21 protein-coding genes are annotated in these 26,626 nt (G+C 42.1%); 17 read left to right on the top strand and 4 right to left on the bottom strand.

Annotation, left to right across the window (positions count from 1 at the left end):
• Positions 1-172 precede the first annotated feature (172 nt).
• The 7 genes from mnmA to rpsD all read left to right on the top strand — a co-directional run bounded on the left by mnmA (position 173) and on the right by rpsD (position 8,334).
• Positions 173-1,294 carry a tRNA 2-thiouridine(34) synthase MnmA gene (gene mnmA, locus ABID27_RS08610; protein WP_354281589.1) on the top strand — a complete coding sequence of 374 codons (1,122 nt, stop codon included), beginning with the start codon at positions 173-175 and terminating at the stop codon, positions 1,292-1,294.
• 174 nt (positions 1,295-1,468) lie between these two features.
• Positions 1,469-3,379 carry a tRNA uridine-5-carboxymethylaminomethyl(34) synthesis enzyme MnmG gene (gene mnmG, locus ABID27_RS08605; protein ID WP_354281587.1) on the top strand — a complete coding sequence of 637 codons (1,911 nt, stop codon included), beginning with the start codon at positions 1,469-1,471 and terminating at the stop codon, positions 3,377-3,379.
• Between the two features lie 89 nt (positions 3,380-3,468).
• Positions 3,469-5,430 carry a GGDEF domain-containing protein gene (locus ABID27_RS08600; protein ID WP_354281585.1) on the top strand — a complete coding sequence of 654 codons (1,962 nt, stop codon included), beginning with the start codon at positions 3,469-3,471 and terminating at the stop codon, positions 5,428-5,430.
• 1 nt (position 5,431) lies between these two features.
• The gene (gene rplI, locus ABID27_RS08595) at positions 5,432-5,884 is read left to right on the top strand and encodes a 50S ribosomal protein L9 (RefSeq protein WP_253364612.1); all 453 of its coding nucleotides are present in this window, start codon (positions 5,432-5,434) and stop codon (positions 5,882-5,884) included.
• Between the two features lie 32 nt (positions 5,885-5,916).
• Positions 5,917-7,272, top strand: a complete 1,356-nt coding sequence (gene dnaB / locus ABID27_RS08590) for a replicative DNA helicase (RefSeq protein ID WP_354281583.1) — start codon at positions 5,917-5,919, stop codon at positions 7,270-7,272.
• 3 nt (positions 7,273-7,275) lie between these two features.
• The gene (locus ABID27_RS08585; RefSeq protein ID WP_253364616.1) at positions 7,276-7,527 is read left to right on the top strand and encodes a Veg family protein; all 252 of its coding nucleotides are present in this window, start codon (positions 7,276-7,278) and stop codon (positions 7,525-7,527) included.
• 195 nt (positions 7,528-7,722) lie between these two features.
• Positions 7,723-8,334: a 30S ribosomal protein S4 gene (rpsD, locus tag ABID27_RS08580; protein WP_354281581.1), complete on the top strand. Its 612-nt coding sequence runs from the start codon at positions 7,723-7,725 to the stop codon at positions 8,332-8,334.
• 73 nt (positions 8,335-8,407) lie between these two features.
• On the opposite strand, the gene ABID27_RS08575 is transcribed toward rpsD, so the two are convergent.
• Together ABID27_RS08575 and ABID27_RS08570 are read right to left on the bottom strand one after the other, a co-directional pair.
• Complete coding sequence (locus tag ABID27_RS08575) at positions 8,408-9,721, bottom strand: sensor histidine kinase (RefSeq protein WP_354281579.1); 1,314 nt, start codon at positions 9,719-9,721, stop codon at positions 8,408-8,410.
• On the bottom strand, positions 9,718-10,431 hold the full coding sequence (locus tag ABID27_RS08570) for a LytR/AlgR family response regulator transcription factor (RefSeq protein ID WP_354281577.1): 714 nt from the start codon (positions 10,429-10,431) through the stop codon (positions 9,718-9,720). The genes ABID27_RS08575 and ABID27_RS08570 overlap by 4 nt, the downstream gene beginning before the upstream one ends.
• 179 nt (positions 10,432-10,610) lie before the next feature.
• Between ABID27_RS08570 and ABID27_RS08565 the strand changes: the two genes are divergently transcribed.
• From ABID27_RS08565 to nrdI, 10 genes are all read left to right on the top strand, one after another.
• On the top strand, positions 10,611-13,511 hold the full coding sequence (locus ABID27_RS08565) for a glycoside hydrolase family 3 protein (protein WP_354281575.1): 2,901 nt from the start codon (positions 10,611-10,613) through the stop codon (positions 13,509-13,511).
• A gap of 178 nt (positions 13,512-13,689) precedes the next feature.
• Positions 13,690-14,169 (top strand): GtrA family protein, encoded by a 480-nt coding sequence (locus ABID27_RS08560; RefSeq protein ID WP_354281573.1) that lies wholly within the window; start codon positions 13,690-13,692, stop codon positions 14,167-14,169.
• An 85-nt stretch (positions 14,170-14,254) separates the two neighbouring features.
• The gene (locus ABID27_RS08555; RefSeq protein ID WP_354281571.1) at positions 14,255-15,067 is read left to right on the top strand and encodes a hypothetical protein; all 813 of its coding nucleotides are present in this window, start codon (positions 14,255-14,257) and stop codon (positions 15,065-15,067) included.
• A gap of 132 nt (positions 15,068-15,199) precedes the next feature.
• Complete coding sequence (locus ABID27_RS08550; protein WP_354281569.1) at positions 15,200-17,599, top strand: glycoside hydrolase family 3 C-terminal domain-containing protein; 2,400 nt, start codon at positions 15,200-15,202, stop codon at positions 17,597-17,599.
• Between the two features lie 74 nt (positions 17,600-17,673).
• Positions 17,674-18,687, top strand: coding sequence for a glycosyltransferase family 2 protein (locus ABID27_RS08545; RefSeq protein ID WP_253364632.1), 1,014 nt, complete (start codon positions 17,674-17,676; stop codon positions 18,685-18,687).
• Between the two features lie 133 nt (positions 18,688-18,820).
• A complete protein-coding gene (locus ABID27_RS08540; protein ID WP_354281567.1) occupies positions 18,821-19,732 on the top strand; it encodes an aldo/keto reductase in 912 nt (303 codons plus the stop codon).
• An 11-nt stretch (positions 19,733-19,743) separates the two neighbouring features.
• On the top strand, positions 19,744-20,187 hold the full coding sequence (locus ABID27_RS08535) for a GNAT family N-acetyltransferase (RefSeq protein ID WP_354281565.1): 444 nt from the start codon (positions 19,744-19,746) through the stop codon (positions 20,185-20,187).
• A gap of 122 nt (positions 20,188-20,309) precedes the next feature.
• A complete protein-coding gene (gene aspS, locus ABID27_RS08530; RefSeq protein ID WP_354281563.1) occupies positions 20,310-22,058 on the top strand; it encodes an aspartate--tRNA ligase in 1,749 nt (582 codons plus the stop codon).
• A gap of 39 nt (positions 22,059-22,097) precedes the next feature.
• Complete coding sequence (locus ABID27_RS08525) at positions 22,098-23,039, top strand: YitT family protein (protein WP_354281561.1); 942 nt, start codon at positions 22,098-22,100, stop codon at positions 23,037-23,039.
• Between the two features lie 40 nt (positions 23,040-23,079).
• Positions 23,080-23,544, top strand: a complete 465-nt coding sequence (nrdI, locus tag ABID27_RS08520; protein ID WP_253364643.1) for a class Ib ribonucleoside-diphosphate reductase assembly flavoprotein NrdI — start codon at positions 23,080-23,082, stop codon at positions 23,542-23,544.
• Positions 23,545-23,565: 21 nt separating this feature from the next.
• Here the strand turns inward: nrdI and pulA are convergent, their stop codons facing one another.
• Together pulA and ABID27_RS08510 are read right to left on the bottom strand one after the other, a co-directional pair.
• Positions 23,566-25,614, bottom strand: a complete 2,049-nt coding sequence (gene pulA / locus ABID27_RS08515) for a type I pullulanase (RefSeq protein ID WP_354281560.1) — start codon at positions 25,612-25,614, stop codon at positions 23,566-23,568.
• An 18-nt stretch (positions 25,615-25,632) separates the two neighbouring features.
• Positions 25,633-26,616, bottom strand: coding sequence for a LacI family DNA-binding transcriptional regulator (locus ABID27_RS08510; RefSeq protein ID WP_354281558.1), 984 nt, complete (start codon positions 26,614-26,616; stop codon positions 25,633-25,635).
• Between the last annotated feature and the right edge of the window lie 10 nt (positions 26,617-26,626).

The following is a 26,626-nucleotide window of genomic DNA, read 5'->3' as shown; positions in this document are numbered from 1 at the left end:
AGTGTGCTGAACTATCTTCTCCCTCATTCTATTTGTTTTTAATTAGAGGTAGATTATGTTATAATACTCTCTGCGCTTAGCGCTTCAAAATCGACCTTCAAATCGTTTTTTGAAATCAAATTTGAAATACGACCTTCAAATCGTTATTTCTACGAAAAGATGGGAGAAAATTATGACAGATAACTCGAAAACACGTGTTGTCGTTGGTATGTCAGGGGGAGTTGACTCTTCAGTGACTGCCTTACTATTGAAAGAACAAGGCTATGATGTCATTGGTGTCTTTATGAAAAACTGGGATGACACGGATGAATTTGGTCATTGTACAGCAACTGAGGACTACAAGGATGTAGCTACTGTTGCGGACCAAATTGGAATCCCTTACTACTCTGTCAACTTCGAAAAAGAGTACTGGGACTGTGTGTTTGAGTACTTTCTTGCAGAGTACCGCGCCGGCCGTACGCCGAATCCAGACGTTATGTGTAACAAGGAAATTAAGTTTAAAGCTTTTCTAGACTATGCTTTAACACTCGGTGCCGACTACGTGGCAACTGGTCACTACGCACAAGTTTCACGCGATGAGGATGGGATCGTACACATGCTTCGTGGTGCTGATAATAATAAGGATCAGACCTACTTCCTTAGCCAATTATCACAAGAACAATTACAGAAAACACTGTTTCCTCTAGGACATTTGGAAAAACCAGAAGTACGCCGTCTAGCTGAGGAAGCTGGTCTTGCTACTGCTAAGAAAAAAGACTCGACAGGAATTTGCTTCATCGGCGAAAAGAATTTTAAAGAATTCTTGGGTAATTATCTACCAGCTAAACCAGGACGTATGATGACTGTTGACGGTCGTGATATGGGAGAACATGCTGGTCTTATGTACTATACGATTGGGCAACGTGGTGGTCTTGGAATTGGTGGACAGCATGGAGGGGATAACCAGCCGTGGTTTGTTGTTGGTAAGGACTTGTCGCAAAATATTTTGTATGTTGGGCAAGGTTTCTACCATGAAAGCCTTATGTCAACTAGCTTGATAGCTTCTGAAATTCATTTTACCCGTGAAATGCCGCAAGAGTTTACCTTAGAATGTACAGCTAAATTCCGCTATCGTCAACCAGATAGTAAAGTAACAGTCCACGTTAAAGGAGACAAGGCAGAAGTTATTTTTGCAGAGACACAACGAGCTATTACGCCAGGACAAGCAGTTGTTTTCTATGATGAACAAGAATGCTTGGGCGGAGGAATCATTGATTTGGCTTTCCGTGATGGAGAACTTTGTCAGTACATATAAGTTGACAGAAAGTTGACAGTTTTGATTGGCAAAATTCTTGACTTTTAACCAACAAATGATAGAATATCAGTAACAATACCGATGATGGTCAAAGCTCATGGTCTTGCAGGTCTTTTTTGGCATGCAGTCCTTAGCTTTGTCCATTTTTTATGTAAAAAATAAAGGAAGAAAAAGATGACTCATCAATTTGCTGAAGAATACGACGTTATTGTCATCGGTGCAGGACATGCTGGTGTAGAAGCTAGCCTTGCTGCTAGCCGAATGGGTTGTAAGACCTTGCTTGCGACCATCAATCTGGAAATGCTGGCATTTATGCCTTGTAATCCTTCAATCGGAGGATCCGCCAAAGGAATCGTTGTCCGTGAGATCGATGCTTTGGGTGGTGAAATGGGTAAAAATATTGATAAAACCTATATTCAGATGAAGATGCTGAATACTGGTAAGGGGCCTGCTGTACGTGCTTTGCGTGCCCAAGCAGATAAGGCCCTTTATTCGCAAACAATGAAGCAAACAGTAGAAAATCAAGAAAACCTTACCCTTCGTCAGTCTATGATTGAAGAAATTTTAGTAGAAGACGGGAAAGTTGTCGGTGTCCGTACAGCTACAAATCAAAAATTTGCGGCAAAAGCTGTTGTGGTGACGACTGGAACGGCTCTTCGTGGGGAGATTATCCTAGGAGAACTCAAGTATTCTTCTGGTCCAAATAATAGCTTGGCTTCAATCGGGCTAGCTGATAACTTGAAAAATCTTGGCTTGGAGATTGGGCGTTTCAAAACTGGAACACCACCTCGTGTAAAGGCGTCGTCAATCAATTATGATGAGACTGAGATTCAACCTGGGGATGAAAAGCCAAACCACTTCTCCTTCATGTCTAAGGATGAAGATTATTTGAAAGATCAAATCCCTTGTTGGCTAACTTATACAAACCAATCAAGTCATGATATCATTAACCAGAATCTTCACCGAGCGCCTATGTTTTCCGGGATTGTAAAGGGAGTTGGACCACGTTATTGTCCATCTATTGAGGATAAAATCGTTCGTTTTGCAGACAAGGAGCGTCATCAATTATTCTTGGAACCAGAAGGCCGTACAACCAATGAAGTTTACATCCAAGGTCTGTCAACGAGTCTACCCGAAGATGTTCAAATTGGCTTGATTCATTCTATCAAAGGTCTTGAAAATGCAGAAATGATGCGGACTGGCTACGCTATTGAATACGATATTGTCTTGCCACATCAGTTGCGAGCAACCCTTGAAACTAAGAAAATTTCAGGTCTCTTTACAGCTGGGCAAACCAATGGTACTTCTGGTTACGAAGAAGCAGCCGGTCAAGGGATCGTTGCGGGAATCAATGCTGCGCTTAAAGTTCAAGGTAAGCCAGAACTGATTTTAAAACGTAGCGATGCCTATATCGGGGTAATGATTGATGACTTGGTTACCAAGGGAACCCTGGAGCCCTATCGTTTATTGACTAGTCGAGCAGAATACCGCCTGATTTTACGACATGACAATGCAGATATGCGCTTGACTGAGATCGGACGCGAGGTTGGCTTAGTGGATGATGAGCGCTACCACAAGTTTCAAGCCAAGAAGCAACAGTTTGACAGCGAGTTGACAAGGTTGTCAACTATTAAGTTAAAACCTGTAAAGGAAGTCAATGAAAAAGTTGTTTCATTGGGCTTTAAGCCACTAACGGATGCGTTAACAGCTAAAGAATTTATGCGTCGTCCAGATATCACATACGCCGTTGTAACGCAATTTATCGGACCAGCAGCGAAAGAGCTGGATAGCAAGGTTGTTGAGTTGCTTGAGACGGAAGTCAAATATGAGGGCTATATTGAAAAAGCTTTGGACCAAGTTGCTAAAATGAAACGCATGGAAGAAAAGCGGATTCCAGCTGATATTGATTGGGATGATATTGACTCGATTGCGACAGAAGCGAGACAAAAATTTAAGAAAATCAATCCAGAAACGATTGGTCAGGCTAGTCGGATTTCGGGTGTGAATCCGGCCGATATTTCAATTTTGATGGTCTATCTGGAAGGACGTAGTCGCTCAATTGCCAAAAATAAGGAAAAAGAGTAGGCTTAGCCTCTCTTTTTTGTGGTGTTTGAGGACTAAAAAGAATGGATTTTTCAGCCTTTTTATGGTAAAATGGCGACCAGAGGTTTATAATGAAAAAATTTCGATTTTCAACCCTTCATTTTGTAATGATTGGGCTTATCTTATTTGGTAGTTTAGCGGCCATTACGACCGTATTTCAAGGTTCAACAATCATTCATATTTCACTATTTTTAGTGTTAACATTGCTTGTGGCTTTGTTTTTGTTTCAAAAAAAATCCTATGAAATCAGCGAATTAGAGCAGATTGAACGCCTCAATGAAGAGGCGAATTCTGGCTTGATGCAGTTGCTGAATCAGATGCCAGTCGGTGTAATTAAGATTCGACAAGAGGATAATCAAGTTGAGTGGTTTAATCCGTATGCGGAGTTGATTTTTGCTAAGGAAAATGGCGAATTTGACCAGAAAAAGCTGCGTGAAATCGTTGACGTTGGTCTAGATAATGACCGCTCTTATGCAGTTTTAGGTGGACAGCGGTATGCGGTTCACGTAGACTACAATCAAGGATTGTTTTACTTTTTTGATGCGTCTAGTGAATACAATGCGACAGCTAATTTGATTGGTAGTCGGCCGGTTATTGGGATTATTTCCGTTGATAACTATGATGAGCTAGAAGATAGTTTGACAGACTCACAGATTAGTCAGGTCAATAGTTTTTTGGCCCAGTTTGTATCTGATTTTGCTCACGAAAACGGGATTTACTATCGTCGTGGAACGATGGACAGATTCTATTTTTTCACAGACTACACCATCCTAGAATTGCTAATTGACAATAAATTTGTGATTATTGACAAGTTTAGAGAAGAAGCAAAAAATCTAGAATTGCCACTGACGCTGAGTATGGGGATTGCTTATGGAAATGACAACCATCAGCAAATTGGTCAGGTCGCTCTTCAAAATCTCAATATGGCTGAGGTGCGCGGTGGAGACCAGGCTGTTGTGAAAGAAAACAACGAAACACAGCAACCTCTCTTCTTTGGAGGCGGTTCGGCGTCTGCAGTTAAACGTACTCGTACTCGTACTCGTGCCATGATGACAGCTGTTTCAGATAAACTGAAAACAGTTGATAAAGTGTTTGTAGTTGGGCATCGTAACCTAGACATGGATGCTCTTGGGTCTGCTGTTGGGATGCAGCATTTTGCTCAAAATGTCATGAATAATGCCTTTACAGTCTATAATCCTGATGAAATGGGACCGGACATTGAGCGGGCGATTAAGAAGTTGACAGAGGAAAATTGCTCTAACCTGATAACTGTTGAGGCGGCTTTGAAAGAGGTTAGTGATGAGTCCTTGTTAATCATGGTTGACCATTCAAAAATTGGCTTAACCTTGTCAAAAGAACTTTACGAGAAGTTTACACAGGTTGTCATCATTGACCACCATAGACGGGATGCGGATTTTCCAAACAATTCCATCTTGACCTATATTGAGAGTGGTGCTAGTTCGGCTAGTGAATTGGTGACAGAACTGATTCAGTTCCAAAATGACAAACACCATAAGTTAAATCGTCTACAGGCCAGTTTGTTGATGGCGGGAATCATGTTGGATACGAAAAACTTTACAGCTCGGGTAACGAGTCGTACCTTTGATGTGGCTAGTTATCTCAGAACGAGAGGTAGTGATAGTTTAGAAATTCAGCATATTGCGGCTACGGATTTTGCAGAATACCGGCAAGTCAATGAATTGATTCTAAAAGGTCAGAAGATGACAGAAGAGATTGTCATTGTCTGTGGCGAAGAAAATCAGTTTTATGACAATATTGTGCCAAGTAAGGCTGCAGATACAATTTTAGAGATGGCTGGTATAGAAGCGACCTTTGTCGTTACTCGTCGGACGAGTGACTATGTGGCCATATCAGCAAGAAGTCGTAGCAAGGTCAATGTTCAGCGGATTATGGAAGAAATGGGCGGCGGTGGTCACTTTAACTTGGCCGCGGCGCAGATTTCAGGGAAATCTATTGAGCAGGTACAGTTGCAATTACGTGAGAAAATTTTGTCAGAAATAGAAGGAGAATAAGATGAAAGTTATCTTTTTAGCAGATGTTAAAGGTCAAGGGAAAAAAGGTGAAATCAAAGAAGTACCAACTGGTTACGCACAAAATTTTTTGATTAAAAAGAACTTGGCAAAAGAAGCTACAAATCAAGCCGTTAGTGCTTTGCGTGGACAAGAAAAATCAAAAGAAAAAGCACATGCAGAGATGATTGCAGAAGCCGAGGCCTTGAAAGCAAAATTGGCTGAGGAAGCTACTGTTGTAAAATTTATTGAAAAAGTTGGCCCAGATGGTCGTACTTTTGGTTCAATTACTAGCAAGAAAATTGCTGAAGGGTTGGAAAAACAATTTGGGATCAAAGTGGACAAACGCCATATCCAGATGGATCATCCCTTGCGTGCCATTGGTTTGATGGAAGTTACTGTGAAATTGTATCAGGATGTGGTTGGTAAGATTCAATTGAGCGTACAAGAAGCTTAAACTAGAAAAGAAGAAGGAATGGAGGTGAGATTTTGGCAGAAATTGATGAGTTGCGTGTACAACCCCAAGACATCTTAGCAGAACAGTCGGTTTTGGGGGCAATTTTTATCGACGAAGGGAAACTGGTCTTTGTACGAGAGTACATAGAGGCAGATGACTTTTTCAAGTATGCCCATAAGATCATTTTCCGAGCTATGATCGCCTTGGCGGATCGAAACGAGGCCATCGATGCGACCACCATGCGGAACTACTTGGCTAGCCATGGGGACTTAGAAAATGTCGGTGGTTTGGGCTATTTAGCTGAAATCATCAACTCTGTTCCAACGTCAGCCAATGCTGAGTACTATGCCAAGATTGTGTCTGAAAAGGCTAATCTACGCAAGTTGATTGACCGTTTGACAGAGTCTGTCAATGCAGCCTATGAAGGTGCGGATGGTTCTGACGACATTATTGCTCAGGCTGAGAAGGCCTTGATTGATGTCAGTGAAGGTTCGAGTCGTAGTGGTTTTAAGCGTATCGATGATGTCCTCAATCTTAACTTTGAGAATTTGGAAATCCGTTCCCAGCAGACGTCTTCTATTACGGGGATTGCGACTGGTTATCCAGCCTTGGATGCCATGACAACTGGTCTTCATGAGGAAGAATTGATTATTCTTGCTGCCCGTCCTGCGGTTGGTAAGACGGCCTTTGCTCTTAATATTGCCCAAAATATTGGGACCAAATTGGGCAAGACCGTAGCTATCTTTTCTTTGGAGATGGGTGCAGAAAGTCTTGTGGACCGGATGTTGGCCTCAGAAGGGGTCATCAATTCTCGTGCCATTCGTACGGGTCAATTGAACGATGAAGAATGGCAAAAACTTATGATTGCTCAGGCTAATCTAGCGCGTGCTAGCATCTATATTGATGACACGCCAGGTATTAAGATTACGGAAATTCGTTCTCGTTCTCGTAAATTAGCGCAGGAAACGGGTAATTTGGGACTGATTCTCATTGACTACCTGCAGCTGATTACAGGGACGGGTCGTGAAAACCGTCAACAAGAGGTTTCTGAGATTTCTCGTCAGTTGAAAATCTTAGCTAAAGAGTTAAAAGTTCCGGTTATTGCCTTAAGTCAGTTGTCTCGTGGAGTGGAACAGCGTCAGGATAAACGTCCTGTATTGTCTGATATTCGTGAGTCGGGTTCTATCGAGCAAGATGCGGATATCGTAGCCTTCCTTTACCGCGATGATTACTATGAGCGTGGGGAGCAAGAAGATGGCGGTATTCCTAATAACACAGTTGAGGTTATTATCGAAAAAAACCGTTCTGGTGCGCGTGGCACCGTGGAACTCATGTTCCAAAAAGAGTTTAATAAATTTGCAAGTATTTCCAAAATGGAGGAAGGATAAATTATGAGTGACGCATTTACAGATGTTGCCAAAATGAAACAAATTAAACAAGAAATCAAAGAGCACGAAGGTCAAGTTGTTGAGTTAACGCTTGAAAACGGCCGTAAACGTGAGAAAAATAAGCAAGGCCGCATTATTGAGGTTTATCAATCTCTCTTTATCGTGGAATACGAAGATCCAAATAACACTTTTGTAGAATCTTACACTTACTCTGATATCCTAACAGAGAAGATTTTGATTCACTATTTAGACTAAAAGGCTTTACAATACCTTTTTCTTATGTTATACTGAATTTTGTGTGAAATAACAGCATGAAAACATGAAACTCGTCAACAGAGGCCTTGAAAAACAAGTAACCTTGGCTGTTTAGGCGAAGGGTTTCTGCACGAATCAGGGTTTTCTAATCCGTTATTTCCTACAAATATATTTTATTTATAGGAGGACATGAAAATGTCACGTTATACAGGTCCATCATGGAAACAATCACGTCGTCTTGGCTTGTCACTTACAGGTTCAGGTAAAGAATTGGCACGTCGTAACTACGTACCAGGTCAACACGGTCCAAACAACCGTAGCAAACTTTCTGAATACGGTTTGCCATTGGCTGAGAAACAAAAATTGCGTTTCTCATACGGTTTGGGTGAAAAACAATTCCGTAACTTGTTCTTGCAAGCAACTAAAATCAAAGAAGGAACACTCGGTTTCAACTTCATGCTTTTGTTGGAACGTCGTTTGGATAACGTTGTTTACCGTCTTGGTTTGGCAACTACTCGTCGTCAAGCTCGTCAATTCGTAAACCACGGTCACATCCTTGTTGACGGAAAACGTGTTGATATCCCTTCATACCGCGTAACTCCAGGTCAAGTGATCTCAGTTCGTGAAAAATCACTTAAAGTTCCAGCTATCCTTGAAGCTGTTGAAGCAATCGTTGGACGTCCAGCTTTCGTATCATTTGATGCTGAAAAATTGGAAGGTTCATTGACTCGTTTGCCAGAACGTGATGAAATCAACGCTGAAATCAACGAAGCACTTGTCGTTGAATTCTACAACAAAATGTTGTAATAGTTTATTGCATTTTGTAAGTACCTGTCTCGGCAGGTATTTTTTTATATATAAAAAAGAGCCAGCGGCTCTTTTAATTTGCTTGTGGTAAGAGAATTTTGAGCTGGACCCAGTTGTTTTCTTTGTTGAGCAGCAGATTTCCGTTGTATTTTTTCACGACAAATTCCATACTTTTTAGGCCGAATCCATGGTAGTCTTTGTCGGATTTGGATGTTCTTGGGAAGTCGGTGCTGTATAGGTCAAGGTCTGACGTGTCATAATTATCCAAGCGAATCATGATGAATTGGCTGTGTTGAGAAACTTTGAGGGTAATCAGTCGTTTTTCTGGATCGGTAATTTTTTCGACGGCTTCGATGGCGTTATCGATGGCATTTCCAAAAAGGGCGGAAATATCCATGACATCCATAAAATTTAGTAACTCCCCTTGAACGATGCAGGTCAGGTTGATACCATTTTGTAGGCAGTAGTGGTTTTTTTGTGTCAAAATGGTGTCTAGGATAGGATTTCCAGTCTCAATCTTTGCTTCAAAGTTGTGAATTGCCAGAGTCATCTCGTCTAGATACTGCTTTTGCTTCTCTTTATCTGCTTCCTGGCGGATGATATAAAGTTGATGTTTGAGGTCGTGTACCTTGCGGCTAATTAGCTCGCTATTTTCACGATAGGCTTGGTATTGCTTGTATTGTAGCTGAAAAATACTATTGATAGAGGACAGTTCGTCCCGTAAATAGCGGTCGTACTGCTGAGACTCCTGTGCGTAGAGGAGAAAAATACCAGAGAGATTAACCGTTGTTCGAAGGATGAAGATACTGGTCGAGTCTTGAAAGGGCTGGGTTCCTGTGAAGATAAAACCAATATTGCTGAGCACAAAAATCGTTAGAGAGGTGAATGCAGCCACCCAGACATCGCGGTTTTCAATACTTTTTTCTCTGTCTGCTAGATCGAGTTTGCTTTCCTGAGAGTAGAGAACGAGGAAAACAAGGCTGGAAATAAAGACCATAGTCGCCACCTGACTAACCATGGAGTCCGCTTTTGTCCCCAGAATGAACAGGCAGTAGAGGTGCCAGGAAATGGAGGCCGCTAGTTCAGCTGAGATAAAGGCTTTGGCAGTTAGGTAGGGAGCTGTTTTCTTATGTGTTACGCCCAAGATGCGGATAGAACAAAACATCCAGGCTACATTGATGGCCATGCCGATTGTCCAGAAAAAGAGAGGGAGTTGTCCTGCTAGTAATTGTAGGAGGAGCTGTCCAAGGATTACAGTAGGAATTCGTTTGAGACGCTGAAGCCAGTCCATTTCTCGGATGAGTGGGAGACAGACTAAGAGACAGGCTAGGGATTCTGCAAGAGCTGTATAAATCCGAGGGATGTCTGGAAACTGTGTTACGATCATAGTAGAGTATCTCCCACATAGTTGGTCAGAGCGGTCATGAATTCTTTTTTACGAGGGCGGCTGATTTGGAGAGGAACTCCGTTGACGTAGGAGATGCTGCCTTCAATTCGCTCGACATAAGTGAGATTGACAATATAGCCAGAATTTGATCGGAAGAAATTTTTCTTATCAAGCAAGCTTTCCATGTTTTTCAAGCTATTGCTAGTCGTGATGGTTTCTTCTTTGGTATGGATATGTAGGTGGTGGCCTTCGCTTTCAATGTAAAAAATATCTTTTTGTGCAACTTTAAAGGTGGAAGCCTTGTTTTTGATATAAAGGTAGGACTCTTCCTCTTCGGGACTTGGTAATTTTCGCAGAATTTTCTTGAAATGCTCTTCAAATACGAAATGACTCAATGGTTTGAGGAGGAAGTCGATGGCTTCAACAGAATAGCCTTGGATGGCTACTTGTGAATGATTGGTGACAAAAACGATGAGGACGTCGCGGTCCACTTGGCGAATTTTTTTAGCCGTCGTCATGCCGTCCATGATTTCCATTTCCACGTCTAGATAAATCACGTCGAACATCTTTTGGTAGTCGCTTGTGATGTCAATCCCATCGTTGAAACAGGTAATATCGACAGATAAACCGTGCTCCTGACAATAGGACTGGATATAGGATGTTAGACGTTCTTGTTCAACCTTCTGGTCTTCTACGATTGCAATTTTCATATAGATAGTATAGCAGAATTGCAGAAAAAATTGAAGTTTAAGAAAAGGCTTGCAGATTATGTGTCCAAAATGACAAATTATGAAGAAAGTGTTTTCATAAAAAATTTCTTTTGCTAAAGTAAGTGTATGATTAAGAAAAGGCTTACAAAGTCTTGTTCGGAAAATTTAGGAGGGGTCTTATGAAGACTTGGAAACAATCAGGTCTAGCATTGGCTTCTGCAGCAGTAGCATCCACAGGGATTACCGCTTTCGCAGATGATTATGCTAGTTCGTATCAATCTTGGGATGCAGCAAGTATTGTCAAAAATACGCTCATCATCGCAAGTGTACTCGTCGTAGCCTTGTTTGCGTATTTTATTTACCGCGGTGTGAAAAACAAAGCTTTTGCAGGCAAGAAAAGTAAGATTTTGACAGGCTTGCTCGCCTTGCTCGGTGTGATTATCATCGGGGCTAATTATGCGGTTAATATGTTTGTCGGAGTAATCGATACTTACTTTGCACCAAGCTATGCAGATGATGCAAAAATTGCTAAAGCTGAAAAAAACTCAAAAGAGTTGGTATCAGAAATTCAACGTGAAGGTTCTGTTTTGCTTGAAAATAAGGAAAAGACACTTCCTTTGAAAGACACCAAAAAATTGAATGTCTTTGGCATTTCATCTGTATCCATCACTTATGGTGGTTCAGGTTCAGGTGCGGCAGACGAGTCTAAAAACGTCACTTTACAACAAGGTTTAGAAGATGCAGGCTTTGAGTTGAACTCTGACTTGACAGATTTCTACAAGAAAAATCTTCCTAAAAAAGAAGGTGGAAATGTCTTCTCACTTAATGGTGGTGACTACAACATCTATGAGCCAACACAAGATAAATATTCAGATGATTTGATCAAAGAAGCAAAAGACTTCTCAGATACCGCGGTCGTTGTCATCTCACGTAATGGTGGTGAAGGGGCAGATCTCCCACAAAATATGGCGGATTATAAAAAAGGGGATAAAGACAAACATTACCTCGAATTACAAAACGTCGAAAAAGAAATGTTGGCAATGGTTGAAAAGAATTTCAGCAAAGTCATCGTTGTCGTTAACTCATCAAATGCCATGGAACTTGGCTTCTTGAAAGACCAAGGTGTGGATGCAGCCCTTTGGATTGGTGGACCTGGCTTGTCAGGTTTGACAGCTATCGGTGAAATCTTGAAAGGAGATGTTAACCCATCAGGTCGCTTGGTAGACACCTATGCCTATGATTTAGAATCAAATCCAACGTACTGGAATACAGGTGACTTCTCTTATCTTGATTCAGAATTTGAACGTCAAGGTTGGGCAGGAAAAGAAACTCGTCTCCAAAAATTTGTGAATTACCAAGAAGGTATTTACGTTGGTTACCGTTACTACGAAACTCGTTTTGTAAACAATGAGACTGGTGCAACTGATGAAGCTGCATATGATAAGACAGTTCAATACCCGTTTGGATATGGTCTCAGCTACACGAACTTCAGCCAAGAAATCGAGTCTGTTAAGGAAAATGGCGACAAGATTGATGTGAAGGTTAAAGTGACAAATACAGGTGATGTAGCTGGTAAAGAGGTTGCTCAAGTTTACTACACTGCGCCATATACTGTTGGTGGTGTTGAAAAATCACATGTTGTCCTTGCAGGATTTGATAAGACAGATAAACTAGAACCTGGTCAAAGCCAAGAATTGACAATTTCTTATGACCGTGATGACATGGCTTCATACGACTATAAGACTGAAAAAGCCTACGTTCTTGATGCTGGTAAATACCAAATCAAACTCATGAACAATGCGCATGACGTACTTGATTCAGAAGACTATACAGTTGCTAAGAAAGAAGTTCTTCATCAACGTTCTTCTGATAAAGCTGAAGTAACCAACAAATTTGACTATGCAATCGGTGATGTGGGTTACGTGACACGTACGGATTGGGAAGGTACACTTCCAAAAGAACGTACAGCAGACAAGAAGACATCTAAGGAAATCCTTAATGAAATGTCTGACACAAACTTCCGCTTGGATACAAAATCAGAAGCAGCTTCAAAAGCTCAAAAAGCAGTTGATAACGGCCTTCGTTTAGTAGACCTTGTCGGAGCAGAATACGATGATGAACGTTGGGAAAAATTGATTGACCAAATGACATCAGAAGAAATGGCTAACTTGATTGGATTTGGTGGCTATGCAACTGGTGCTGTCAAATCAATTGACAAACCAGCGACCCTAGATATTGATGGCCCTGCAGGTATCAATGGTATCTTCCAAGGTATTAAAGGGATTCAGTACAATTCAGAAGTAGTTGTTGCCTCAACTTGGAACACAGACCTTGCAGCTAAAATGGGTGATGCATTTGCTAAAGAAGCTCTTGCTCATGGTGTGGTTGGTCTTTATGGACCAGCGGTCAATATCCACCGTTCTCCATTTTCAGGACGTAACTTTGAGTACTACTCAGAAGACCCATACATTTCAGGGAAAATGGCTTCAGCATTGGCTCAAGCAACATTGAAAAATGGTGTTTACACTTATACAAAACACTTTGCTCTTAACGACCAAGAAGACAACCGCGAAGGGGTAGCTACATGGTCAAACGAACAAGCTATCCGTGAAGTATACTTGAAGGCGTTTGAACTTCCTGTAAAAGATGGAAACTCTACTGCTCTTATGTCATCCTTTAACCGTATTGGAACACTTTGGGCAGGTGGAAATAGTGACCTTCTCAACGATGTTCTTCGTGGCGAATGGGGCTTCAAGGGTATGGTTGTAACAGACTATGACGGTCAAGTATACATGAATCCTGATCAATCAATTCGCAACGGTGGTGACTTGATGTTGTCAACATTGGGTGACGTGCCACAAGTTTCTTCAACGACTAAAGAAGGAAACGAGTCACTCCGTCGTGCGACTAAGAATATCCTCTACACAGTTGCTCATTCTGCAGCCTTCGATCTTTACAAACCTAAGACAAAATGGTGGCTTGTAGTCTACCTTGTAGCCAATGTGGTACTGATTGCCCTTGCTGGTCTTGGACTTGCTAAGTTAACAGGTAAAAAGAAAGATGAAGCTGAAGTAGCTTAATCAACCAATAGTATCGATCTCCTAGATATAAAGCTACCTCCGTTGAGGTAGCTTCTTTTGATGAAAAGATTGATCTGTCAAATTATGCAAGGAAAGAGACAAATTGTGTAAAAACGCTTTCTTTGGCTGGTATTCTTGTTAAAATAAGACCAAAGAAAAGAATTTTTTGGAGGAAATCATGAAAGAATGGATCAAAGAACACCCTGATTTATGGGAATTTATCAAATTTAATGTCTTGTCAAACATTGCAACGATTACTAATTTTTGTGTCTTGTGGTTGGGAAGTAGTTTTTTATTTACCGCTTTTTCAAAACAAGCCTTTGACTGGTTTATTTTTCACTATCCTGTAAAAAATGGTGGATTGAATGGCTTTTTGTCATTCCTATTAGCCTATGTAGCTGCTCAAGTTGTAAATTATATTGTGCAGCGGAAGCTAGTTTTTGGGGCGGAAAATGATATCTCAAAAACCTTGCACTGGTATGTGCTGACGGTAGTTGTGGCAGGGATTTTATCCACTGTCCTGCCTCCCTATACGACGGCTCTTTTCCAATCTTTGGGAATGGGGCTGGGCTGGGCGCAGACGTGTGCCAATTGGGTCAATATCTTTGTCCAAGTAGCGGTCAACTACCCAATGATGAAATTTGTGATTATGAAGTGAGAATGGCTGGGCGGATGTCCAGCTTTTTCGAGTTGACATGGGGTGTAAATGTCCTTATAATTTTATCTAGAAAGGACGGTTTCACGTGAAACAAATTATTCAAACATATAAAAAAGAGGTAAAAGCAGGATTATTGGTCTTACTAGCGGTAATTTCTTTCTTTGTCATTGCGGACTCTACTTTTATAAGAGAGCTGAATGCAGGGCTAGTTAGCTCTTTGGATGGCAAGAAAAACACGGTTGCAGCTTTGGCAGCAACTTCCGTTGCGACATCGACTTCTATTACACTCCTACCGAACGATATCGGCTCGCCAGTAGCAGAAAACATTGCCGATTTGACCAACTATATTGTGGTGATTTTTGGTGCAATCTGGCTACAAAAGTACTTGGTAGGGATTGCCGCACAATTTTTCTTTAAACTATGTCTCCCTTTGTCGGCTATTTTATTTGCCGGAAATCTGTATTTTCCACGAGATAAGGTCAAAGAGTTGGCAATCAAATTAGCCTTGTTTGGCTTCTTGACCTTTGCTTTGATTCCAACGAGCGTGTCTATGTCCAACCATATCGAAAAAACGCATGAAATCTCAGTTGAGCAGACGGTGAAGCAGGCTACCAAGGAAAATAAATCACTTCAAAAAGAAGCAGAAAAGAATGAAGATTGGTGGTCAAAGGCAACGAGTTTTGTCACAGATGCCTATGAAAATACGATGGATAAGGTGCAAGTGACCATGAGCAATTTGTTGGATGCGGTCGCAGTGCTGATTGTAACGACCTGTGTCATTCCAATCCTAGTTTTCGTCTTTTTCTTTTGGATGTTGCGGATGGTATTTGGGTTAGACCTACATCCGAGACTGCCAAAACTTATCGGTAGAAAGTCTGGGAAACATTCTCATAGTTAATAGACTGACGTGTCGTCAGTCTTTTTTCTACAAATTATGTCAAGAATAGAGCAGGTTATGAAGAAAGCGTTTTATTTATCGAGTTCCTTTGGTATGATTAGCTTATCAGAATCGGATAAATGGAGATTTTTTATGAAACATCAAGCGATTATTCAACAATTAAGTCTAGAAGAAAAGGCGGCTTTAATGACTGGTAAGTCCGTCTGGGAGACCAAGGATTACCTTGAAAAAGGTGTGCCTTCTATCTTTATGGCTGACGGACCGCATGGTATTCGCAAGCAAGAGGGAGAAGGGGACCATCTAGGGCTCAACGCCTCTGTTCCCGCTACTTGCTTTCCAACCGCTGCAACTCTAGCCAATAGCTGGGATCCTGATTTGGTCGAAGAGGTAGGAAGCGCTCTTGGAGCGGAAGCCAGCAGTTTGGGAGTGAACATGGTCTTAGGCCCTGGACTTAATATTAAGCGGAATCCACTTTGTGGGCGAAATTTTGAGTATTACTCAGAAGACCCTTATCAGGCTGGGAAAATGGCTGCTGCTATGATTCGTGGGCTCCAGTCGCAAGGTGTGGTTGCTACACCAAAACATTTTGCGGTCAATAGCCAAGAATTGCGTCGAATGGCGTCGGATTCGATTGTGGATGAGCGGACATTGCGTGAAATCTACCTGACAGGATTTGAAATTGCTGTCAAAGAGGGCAATCCCAAGGCAATCATGAGCGCCTACAATAAAATCAATGGCATTTATGCCAACGAAGACAAGCGATTGCTACGAGATATTTTGCGAGATGAATGGGGCTTTACCGGATTTGTCGTCTCTGACTGGGGTGGCTCTAATGACCACGTTCTCGGTGTACAAAATGGAAGTCATCTAGAAATGCCAGGGACTACGACAGTTGGGCAGAAAGAGATTATTGACGCAGTAAAAAATGGTCAGCTGTCAGAAGCCGTTTTGGATGAGCGGGTGGATGAATTGCTCAATGTTGTCTTGGACCTGGCCGCACAAGAAAAACGAAGTGTAGACTATGATTACCAGCATGCCATTGCACGCAAGGCAGCAGCAGACAGCATTGTTCTCTTGAAAAATCAAGACCACATTCTGCCACTTTCTCCAGAAAAATCAATCGCCGTCATCGGTGAATTTGCTCAAAATCCACGTTACCAAGGTGCAGGTTCTTCGCTCATCAACGCTAAAAAGCTAGAAAATACGGTTGACTGCATGAAAGATTATCCCTTGACGCTTGCAGGCTATGCCCAAGGTTACCAGCGAGTTGATAAAGCAGATGCCAACTTGGCTGATGAGGCTGTTTCTTTGGCGAAAAAAGCGGACACAGTTCTACTTTACATGGGCTTAGATGAAATCAGCGAAAGCGAGGGCTTGGACCGTCACCATCTATCTCTGCCGAACAATCAATTATCTCTGTTAGAAAAATTGCAGGCGGTTAATCCCAATATCGTCGTTGTTTTATCGGCAGGGTCAGTTGTGGATATGGCATGGACCAGTGGTGTAAAGGCGGTCATTCACGGCTATCTATCAGGTCAAGCAGGTGCACCAGCCATGCTGGATGCCTTGACAGGCAAGGTCAATCCAAGCGGAAAATTAAGTGAAACTTATCCGATTGACTTGGCTGATTTGCCATCGTCCCGCGAATTTCCTGCGACGGGGGACTACTCACTCTACCGCGAAGGTTTCTACGTCGGCTACCGTTACGTTGATAAGGTGAATGCAGCAGTTCACTATCCATTTGGTTATGGTCTTTCCTATACAGATTTTGCCTATTCTGACCTCACTGTTGAGGAAAATGGTCTGCGCTTGACGGTGACGAATACAGGTTCAGTGGCAGGTAGTGAAATCGTACAGCTCTATATTGGTAAGGCGGACAGTGCCCTTTATCGTCCTGCAAAAGAGTTGAAAGGTTTTACAAAAATTTACCTTGAGGCTGGAAAATCACAAGAAATTTTCATGGCCTTTGATGAATATAGCTTCCGTTATTTCAATGTTGATACCATGCAATTTGAAGTTGAAGGTGGCGATTATCAAATCTATGTGGGCGCTAGCAGTGCAGACATTCGCTTGACTGCTCAGCTGAAAAAAGAGGCTACGACGGATCAATTACCAGATCAAAGTCACCTTCCACACTACTTGAGTGGACAAGTCGCGGCTGTTTCTGATACAGAATTTGCCCAATTACTTGGTCATCCCGTTCCAGTAGAATCTTGGGAAGTTGGTCAAGAACTTCGTCTCAATGATCCGCTGATGAAAATGCAGTATGCTAAGAGTGGTCTTGCACGCTTGGTTTATAAAATCTTACACCGTCTCCTAAAAAAAGCCGAGGAAAAGGGAACACCAGATCTGAATCTCCTCTTCCTCTACAATATGCCTTTCCGAGCGATTGCTAAGATGACAGGTGACCAGATTGACCAAGCAATGGTTGCGGCCATACTTGTTATGGTCAACGGTCATTTCTTCAAGGGATTGGGTCAACTTTGGAAAGCTTTCCGAGCAAAAAATGTTTACCAAAAACAACTTTCATAAAATGTGTTATAATAAATAAAAAATATCTGCCAGCTAGTTGTAGTTGGCAGAAACTTTGTTAAACGGAGAGAAAGATGACATTATTAACCATTGCCATCCCTAGTTATAATGCTCAAGATTACTTGCACTACTGTGTATCGTCCTTAGTTGTAGGTGGGGATCAAGTAGAGATTTTGATTATCAATGACGGTTCAAGTGACCGAACTCAAGAAATTGCAGAAGAATTGGCAGTTAAATATCCAAATGTGCGTGCCATTTATCAGGAAAATAAGGGTCACGGTGGAGCAGTTAATACAGGTCTTCGAGAAGCGCGTGGACTGTACTATAAGGTTGTTGACAGCGATGACTGGGTGGATGCGCGTGCTTATATCAAGATTTTAGAAACCTTGACTAGACTAGAATCCGAAGGCAATCTCGTAGACGCGTTTATCTCGAATTTTGTCTATGAAAAAGAAGGCCAAAATCGTAAAAAATCGATGAGCTACAAGGATGTTATGCCTGTAGAAAAAGTCTTTACTTGGGATGAAATGGGTGCTTTTTCAAAAGGTCAATACATGATGATGCACTCGCTCATTTATCGGACAGAGCTCTTGCGTCAGATTGGATTAGAGTTGCCTGAGCATACCTTCTACGTGGACAATATCTTTGTCTTTACACCTTCCAAGCATATCAAGACCATGTACTATTTGCCGGTGGATTTTTACCGCTACTTTATCGGTCGTGACGACCAATCGGTCAATGAATCTGTTATGATTAAACGGATTGACCAGCAGTTAAAAGTCAATAAAATTTTGGTTGATGAGTTAAAACTAGATGAAATTACTTCTAGCGATCAGCGGAGCTATCTTCTCAATCACGTGGAGATTGTTACAACTGTTTCCTGTGCCCTTCTCAATCGTGCAGGAACAGCAGAACACATGACCAAAAAACAAGAGTTGTGGGAATATATTGAAAACAATAACCCAGAATTATTTAAAGTCATTCGTAACGGTCTTTTGGGCCAGTTGACCAATTTGTACGGCTATCCAGGCCGAAAATTATCCAATGCCCTTTACAAAGTTGCCAAGAAAATTTATGGATTCAACTAATATTTAAGAAAAGGTTAAGCAAGTTTGACTATACTTAATGTATTCTTTTTCATATATCTCCTGAAGAGTAGTCCGAGGGCTGCTTTTCTTTTTCTTTGTGCTATAATAGAAAGGAAAAGAAAGGGATTACAACATGCAAGTATTAGGACAAACTGGACTAGAGGTATCAAGGATTGCCTTAGGTTGTATGCGGATGGATGCTCTATCGGTAGCGGACGCAAGTCGGGTGCTGGATACAGCCTTGGAAAACGGAATTACTTTTTTTGACCATGCAGATATTTATGGCGGAGGACAATCTGAACGAAATTTTGCTGCTGCTGTCAAGGAGGTTGGTCTAAAGAGAGAGGACATCGTTCTACAGTCCAAATGTGGGATTCATGATGGCTATTTTGACTTTTCAAAAGAGCATATTTTACAGTCAGTAGACGGTATTTTATCACGGTTAGAGACAGATTATCTCGATGTATTGGCCTTGCATCGTCCAGATGCCTTGATGGAAGCAGAAGAAGTAACCGAGGCTTTTCATCTCTTAAAAGCGTCTGGGAAAGTTCGTCATTTCGGTGTTAGCAACCAGAATATTTACCAGATGGAGTTGCTTCAATCCTATATGGAGACGCCGATAGCAGTTAATCAATTGCAGCTATCTCCTGCTCATACACCGATGATTGATGCAGGATTTCATGTCAATATGAAAGATGATGCAGCCACCATGCGCGACGGAGGGCTGATTGATTATTGTCAGCTCAAGAAGATTACGATTCAAGCCTGGTCACCATTTTTAGTCAGCTTGTCAGAAGGTATTTTCGCGACAAATCCAGCTTATGCCCAATTGAATGAAACGATTTCCAAGTACGCTCGCCGATATGGTGTCTCTGATGAGGCGATTGTAGTGGCTTGGATTCTACGTCACCCAGCTAAGATACAAACCATTGTTGGCTCGATGAACCCTGAGCGAATTGCTCATATTGCGCAGGCAGAGAAGGTGACATTGACGCGCGCAGAGTGGTACGATATTTATATGAGTGCGGGCAATATCTTGCCTTAGAAGGAGTCAGTATGGACTGGACTGTTAAGTCTTTTTCAGAATTAAGTCTGGAAGAATTGTATCAGCTATTGGAATTGCGTTCGGAAGTCTTCGTTGTCGAGCAAGAGTGTGCTTATCAGGATGTAGATGGTGTGGATCTGGAGTGCCACCATTTGTTTGGTAAAGCCGATGGAAAGATTGTCAGCTATCTGCGAATCTTACCCCCAGGTTTAACATTTCCAGAAGCTTCTATTGGCCGAGTGGTGATTCAGTCAGAATACCGTGGACAGAAGCTTGCGGGCCCAATGCTAGAAACTGCCATTCAGTATCTAACTGAGGAAATGGGACAAGAGACAATTAAAATTTCTGCCCAAACCTATCTCAAAAAATTCTATCAGGCTCATGGATTTGTAGTCGTGTCGGACATGTATTTGGAAGCCGGCATTCCGCATATGGATATGGTTTATAAAAAGTGAAAGGCTGGATAAAAAATTCCAGCTTTTATGATTTCTTGTCAGGAAAATCCGCCAAATAGTCCAAATTAAGGCTGTTTTATGTTAGAATAATAAGGAATGAATAAAGCAAAAAGAGGATAAATATGGAACGTTCTATGTATGCTGGGCGTGTTCGTAGTGAGCACATCGGAAATAAAATTACCTTGAAAGGTTGGGTTGGTCGTCGTCGTGACCTTGGAGGTCTTATCTTTATCGACCTTCGTGACCGTGAAGGAATCATGCAGTTGGTCATCAATCCTGAGGAAGTATCACCAGAAGTGATGGCAACCGCAGAAACTCTTCGTAGCGAGTATGTCATTGAAGTGACAGGTACTGTTGCTGCGCGTGAACAAGCTAATGATCAGTTGGCAACAGGTGCGGTCGAGTTGAAAGTCGACACTCTTGAAGTTCTAAACAGCGCCAAGACAACCCCATTTGAAATCAAAGATGGTATTGAAGCTAATGACGACACGCGTATGCGTTACCGCTACCTTGACTTGCGTCGTCCAGAGATGCTTGAAAACTTCAAATTACGTGCAAAAGTGACACATTCTATCCGTAACTACCTGGATGAATTGGAGTTCATCGATGTGGAAACACCAATGTTGACAAAATCAACTCCAGAAGGCGCGCGTGACTACTTGGTACCAAGTCGTGTGAATCAAGGTCATTTCTATGCTTTGCCACAAAGTCCACAGATTACAAAGCAACTGCTGATGAATGCTGGCTTTGACCGTTATTACCAAATCGTAAAATGTTTCCGCGATGAAGACCTCCGTGGTGACCGTCAACCTGAGTTTACACAAGTTGACTTGGAGACTTCTTTCTTATCAGACCAAGAAATTCAAGACATCGTTGAAGGTATGATTGCCCGTGTCATGAAAGAAACAAAAGGAATGGACGTCACTCTTCCTTTCCCACGTATGGCCTACGATGATGCCATGAACAACTACGGTTCAGATAAACCGGATACTCGTTTTGAGATGCTCTTGCAAGACTTGACAGATGTTGTCAAGGAAGTTGACTTCAAAGTCTTTTCAGAAGCACCTGTTGTGAAAGCAATCGTTGTAAAAAATAATGCAGACAAGTATTCACGTAAAGACATTGATAAGCTGACAGAAGTCGCAAAACAGTTCGGCGCCAAAGGTCTTGCCTGGGTTAAGGTAGCAGAGGGTGCTCTTGCAGGACCAGTTGCCAAATTCTTGACAAGTGTGGAAAGTAAGTTGACAGAAACTTTACAGCTTGAAGATAATGACCTTGTTTTGTTTGTAGCAGATACATTGGAAGTTGCCAACAATACACTTGGTGCGCTTCGCACACGCATTGCCAAAGAGTTGGATTTGATTGACCAAGCTAAATTTAACTTCTTGTGGGTTGTGGATTGGCCAATGTTTGAATGGTCTGAAGAAGAGGGCCGTTACATGTCAGCTCACCATCCCTTCACTTTGCCGACAAACGAGTCTGCTCATGAGTTAGAGGGTGATTTGGCTAAGGTAAAAGCAGTAGCCTACGATATCGTTTTGAATGGCTATGAGCTTGGTGGCGGAAGCCTTCGTATTAACCAAAAAGACATGCAAGAACGGATGTTCAAAGCGCTTGGCTTTACAGCTGAGTCAGCTAAGGAACAATTTGGATTCTTGTTAGAAGCCATGGACTATGGATTCCCACCACATGGTGGAGTGGCGATTGGACTTGACCGCTTTGTCATGATTTTGGCAGGTAAGGACAATATTCGCGAAGTCATTGCCTTCCCTAAAAATAATAAAGCAAGCGACCCGATGACTCAGGCCCCAAGTACGGTTTCAGGTGCTCAATTGGATGAATTGGCCTTGCACATTCACTTACCGGAATAAGAAAGAAACGAGCCCTAGGCTCGTTTTGCATGGAGAAACATGGTGAGAAAAACCACATTTATCAAGAAATTACGCTATTTCCTACGCAGAGGTGCGCGTAGGGTTGGACTTTTAAAAACCTTACGTAGTATTTCACGTGAAAAATACGCGGAAAAAATATCCGCTTCCATCGTCTATGGTCTCTTGTCTAGTATTGCTGTCAACTTTTTCTACCAGTCAGGTCAGGTCTACTCGACAGGTGTGACGGGTCTGGCGCAGATTATCCACACCGTAACGGAACGGACGCTTGGCGCAGGGATTCCTATTTCAATTTCTTTTTATGCCATCAATCTGCCCTTGTTGATTATGGCTTGGTATACGATTGGACATAAATTTACCATATTTACCTTTATCACGGTAACGATGAGTTCCCTTTTTATTCAGTTTATTCCTGTTGTTCCCCTGACGCACGATCCTTTGATCAATGCGATTTTCGGTGGCCTCTTTCTCGGGACAGGGATTGGATTTGCCCTGAAAAATAACATTTCAAGCGGCGGAACGGATATTGTCAGTCTAACGATTCGTCGGAAAAATGGGCGTACAGTTGGAAAGATTTCTCTTTTTGTCAATGCATTCATTATTGCAGGGGCAGGTATCCTTTTTGGATGGCAATCTGCTCTCTACTCTATGGTGGCTCTGTTTGTCATGACACAAGTGACAGATGCCATTTACACCAAGCAAAAGAAAATGCAGGCTATGATTATCACCAGTCATCCTGATGCGGTGATTAAGATGGTGCATAAGAAACTTCACCGCGGCGTAACCTGTATCAATGAAGCCGAAGGGACCTACAACCACGAGAAAAAATCAGTGTTACTGGCGGTTATTACTCGTGCAGAATTCAATGATTTTAAGTTTTATATGAAAAAAACGGACCCAGCAGCATTTGTATCCGTGTCTGAAAACGTGCAAATCATCGGCCGTTTTGTAGACTTGGAATAAGGTAAGGGGCATTTATAAAAAATAAAATGAAAGGAGCCCAATGAAGAAAAAAATTTATCTAGTTTATATTAGCCTTAGTGGCAATACACAGAGTTTTGTAAATCGCCTTACCAGTTTTTTTCAATTCCAGACGGATTTGGAGATAGAGTCTGTTCACGTCAAGGATTTGGTTAAGGAAGAAATACCATTTTACGCCTTAGACGCCCCCTTTGTGGCTTTTCTACCTACCTATCTCGAAGGTGGAAATGGCGTAGACAATGGTGATACCGAGATTTTGACAAATCCTTTGGGTGATTTTATCGCCTATGAGGATAATCACGAGCGCTGCTTAGGAATTGTCGGTTCGGGCAATCGAAACTTTAATCATCAGTATTGTCTGACTGCCAAGCAATATGCAGAGCGCTTCGGATTTCCAGTCATTGATAATTTTGAACTACGCGGTCTGCAAAATGATGTTGAGCGGATTGGTAGAAAAATTATAGATTTGGTTGATGAAATAAATTAAAAAACCACCACTGGTGGTTTTTTAATTACTTAAGATACAGATGCTTTGCCCCGCGATGGTGAATGGTTCTTCCGTTTGAGCTTCTAGCGGAGGATAGTTGAATAGCACGGTTTGATCTGCTTCTTTTGCAAATTCAAAATCTGTCGATGCAAAATTGATGATAAATTGCAATTCTTCATCGCCTTGGCGAAGTGTGTAGCGGAGTACAAACTCTGTCAACCAGTAGAAATCGCTGACCGTGTGTATGCTATCGTAATCTGCCTGCGTCATCATAGGATGTTCCTTGCGGAATTGGATGAGCTGACTAATAAATTGAACATGCTCTTGGTAAGTAAGCGCACGTGTCCAATCGAGGCGGTTAACGCTATCAGGAATGTTATAAGTGTTATCAATTTCATCCTTGGTACGGAAAAATTCTTGACCGCTATGCAGGAAGGCTGTTCCTTGAGCAATCAATGTCAGCTGCAGACCAAAGCTAGCTGCCCGTTTTTGCTGATGAACGGTCCAACTTGGATCCTCAATGTGGAAATAGTCAAAAGCAGTTGCATTGTCATGGCACTCGATGTAGTTGAGTGATTGCTCTGGACTGATATAATGTCCATTTCGGCTAGCAGCTAGTAGATTTTGTATTTTTTCGTGCTCTTGCTTTTCAACCAATCGTTGTGGATTGAGGATGAGTTTTTTGAAGCTGTCACGGTAGTCATCGTTGAAAAATGCGATATCAGGAAGTTTTTTTGCATTATATTGATGAGCGAGTTGATCAAAGTCAAGTCCGGTAGCCATTTTCCAGCCTTCGCCATAGAGATAAAGAGCCGGATTGATAGCACGCAATTCCTGAGCCGCTGTATTGATTGTATCCGAGTCAAGGATTCCCATAAGGTCAAAGCGGAAACCGTCAAATCCATAGAGTTCAACCCACTGCTTGAGAGATTGACGAATGTAACGTCCAACCATGGCGCGTTCACTGGCCACATCATTGCCGCAGAAGGTACCGGATACGCGCTGACGCTTGTCGTCATAGCGGAAGAAATAACCTGGAACGATGCGCTCAAAAGCGAAGGTATCTGCGTTGTAAACGTGGTTGTAGACAACATCCATGGTTACTCCAATACCAGCCTTGTGGTAGTGGTTGATAGCTTCTTGCAGTTCGATGATTCGTGCATAGGGATCGTTTGGATTTGATGAGAAAGATCCTTCAGGAACATTGTACTGAACGGGGTCGTAGCCCCAGTTGTAAACTGTCTGAGGCTGCGTTTCGTCGACACTTCCAAAGTCATACAAAGGCATGAGCTGAACGTGTGTAATGCCAAGATTTTTCACGTAGTCAAAACCAATACTTTGTCCGTCGAGTGTTGGAGATTCGGTAAGGCCCATAAATTGACTGGCATGTTGGAAGCCTGCTTCTTTTTGTTGTGAAAAATCACGGACGCTCATTTCATAGATAATAGCTTGCGAAATCGGGAGCGTCTTTTCAAGAGGGAGTGGTTTTACGAATTTGTCTGGATTGACGATGTAGCTATGGCCAGAATTGGCTTGCGAAGAAAGTGCATAAGGGTCATGTACTTCAAGCCATTCTCCATTGACACGGTGAAGGTAGCAGTAAGTTTTCCCCTCTAAGTCGCCAGAAACTGTAGCCATCCAGCTGCCTTGTTTTCCTTTTTCCATGGCATGAGGAGTCCCCTCAATGACCACAAAAGCCTGTCTTGAAATTGGGGCCCAAAAACGGAAAGTTGTGCTCTTAGAGCTGTAAGTTGCACCTAGGTCTGTGCCTTTGTAGGCAAAAGTTTTATCGAAGACTTTGCTGCGGACGATGTCTCCAAAAGCCAACTCTGTGTGGTTACGGTCTTGGTCAAGAGTCGTGTAAAAAGACTTCAAATCAACTTTATGAGGGCTTTTCAGTTGGAAGGTAATCATATCTTGTTCTTCAACTGTGGAGAGGAGTTTTAGTTGGAGGTTGGTTGTTTCGTTTTCCAGACGGAAAACCATGTTTTCGTGTGGGAGGCTGGCATCCATTTGGACACGGATGAGCTGTTCTGTATCTAAAAAAGCTTTGAATTGACGTAAGGCCATGAGCCGAGAAATTCCTTTCTAAAGTTCAATGATAGTATGTGGAATCAGTTGACGGTAGCAGACTTGACGATTTTCCTTGCTGTCACCGATGATTTGTAGGAGTGTTTTGAGTGCTTCTTGTCCTAGTTTTACAGCGTTGATATCGACATAGGCATCGACTTTTACCTTTGGACGAACTGAGTCAAAGGAGATGATCGGCAATTTGAGTCCGATTTCATCTAGATACGCCATGACCCCTTCAGCTACGATGGTGTCGGTTGTAACGATGGCGTCAAGAGGTTGTTTGACCAATTTCTGAATAATCTTGTACGAATTATCTTCCAGAAGGAAACCGGCAGAAAATTTGACCTTGGATTCTTTAAGTGGAATATCGTAGGCTTTAAGTGCTTGTTTATAGCCTTCGTAACGGTCTTGTGAAACGACCAATTCCTTGTTCCCACCGACAAAACCAATGTTTTTGTATCCTTTTTTGATAAAATATTCGGTTGCTTCATAGCATGCTTGAATATTGTCATTGTCCACCAGAGAGACAAAAGGAGAAATAGCCTTCCCTAAAACGAGAAACGGGAAGTTATGCTGCAGTGCTAACTTGACAAGCGGATCATCTGGTTGTGAATAGAGGAAAATCAGCCCATCCACCCGACGACCGTAAACCATCTGAGAAACAGCTTCTAATCGCTGATTATCATCTTTTCCTGTACTAATCTGGATGGCGTAACCGTTGTCTGCAGCAACCTGAGAAATCCCCCGCAAAGCCTGAGGGAAGAAGGGATTTTGGTAGAAGGTGTCCGACTCTACAGGGAGAATGAGCCCGATCACTTGGCTGTAGCTGCTGACAAGGCTTCTAGCATTGAGATTTGGATGGTAATTTAACTCTTGCATAGCCTTGCGAACAGTGTCTTTTGTTTGTTGGCTGATAGAAGAGCTATTTTGGATAACGCGAGTGACAGTAGATGGCGAGACACCAGCCAATTTTGCCACGTCTTTGATAGTAGTACGCATAATTGCCTCC

The organism is Streptococcus gallinaceus, assembly GCF_040545695.1.
GTDB classification, from domain to species: Bacteria; Bacillota; Bacilli; order Lactobacillales; family Streptococcaceae; genus Streptococcus; species Streptococcus gallinaceus.
The sequence above is the reverse complement of the archived record's forward strand: the minus strand, read 5'-3'. Positions and strand labels throughout refer to the sequence as shown.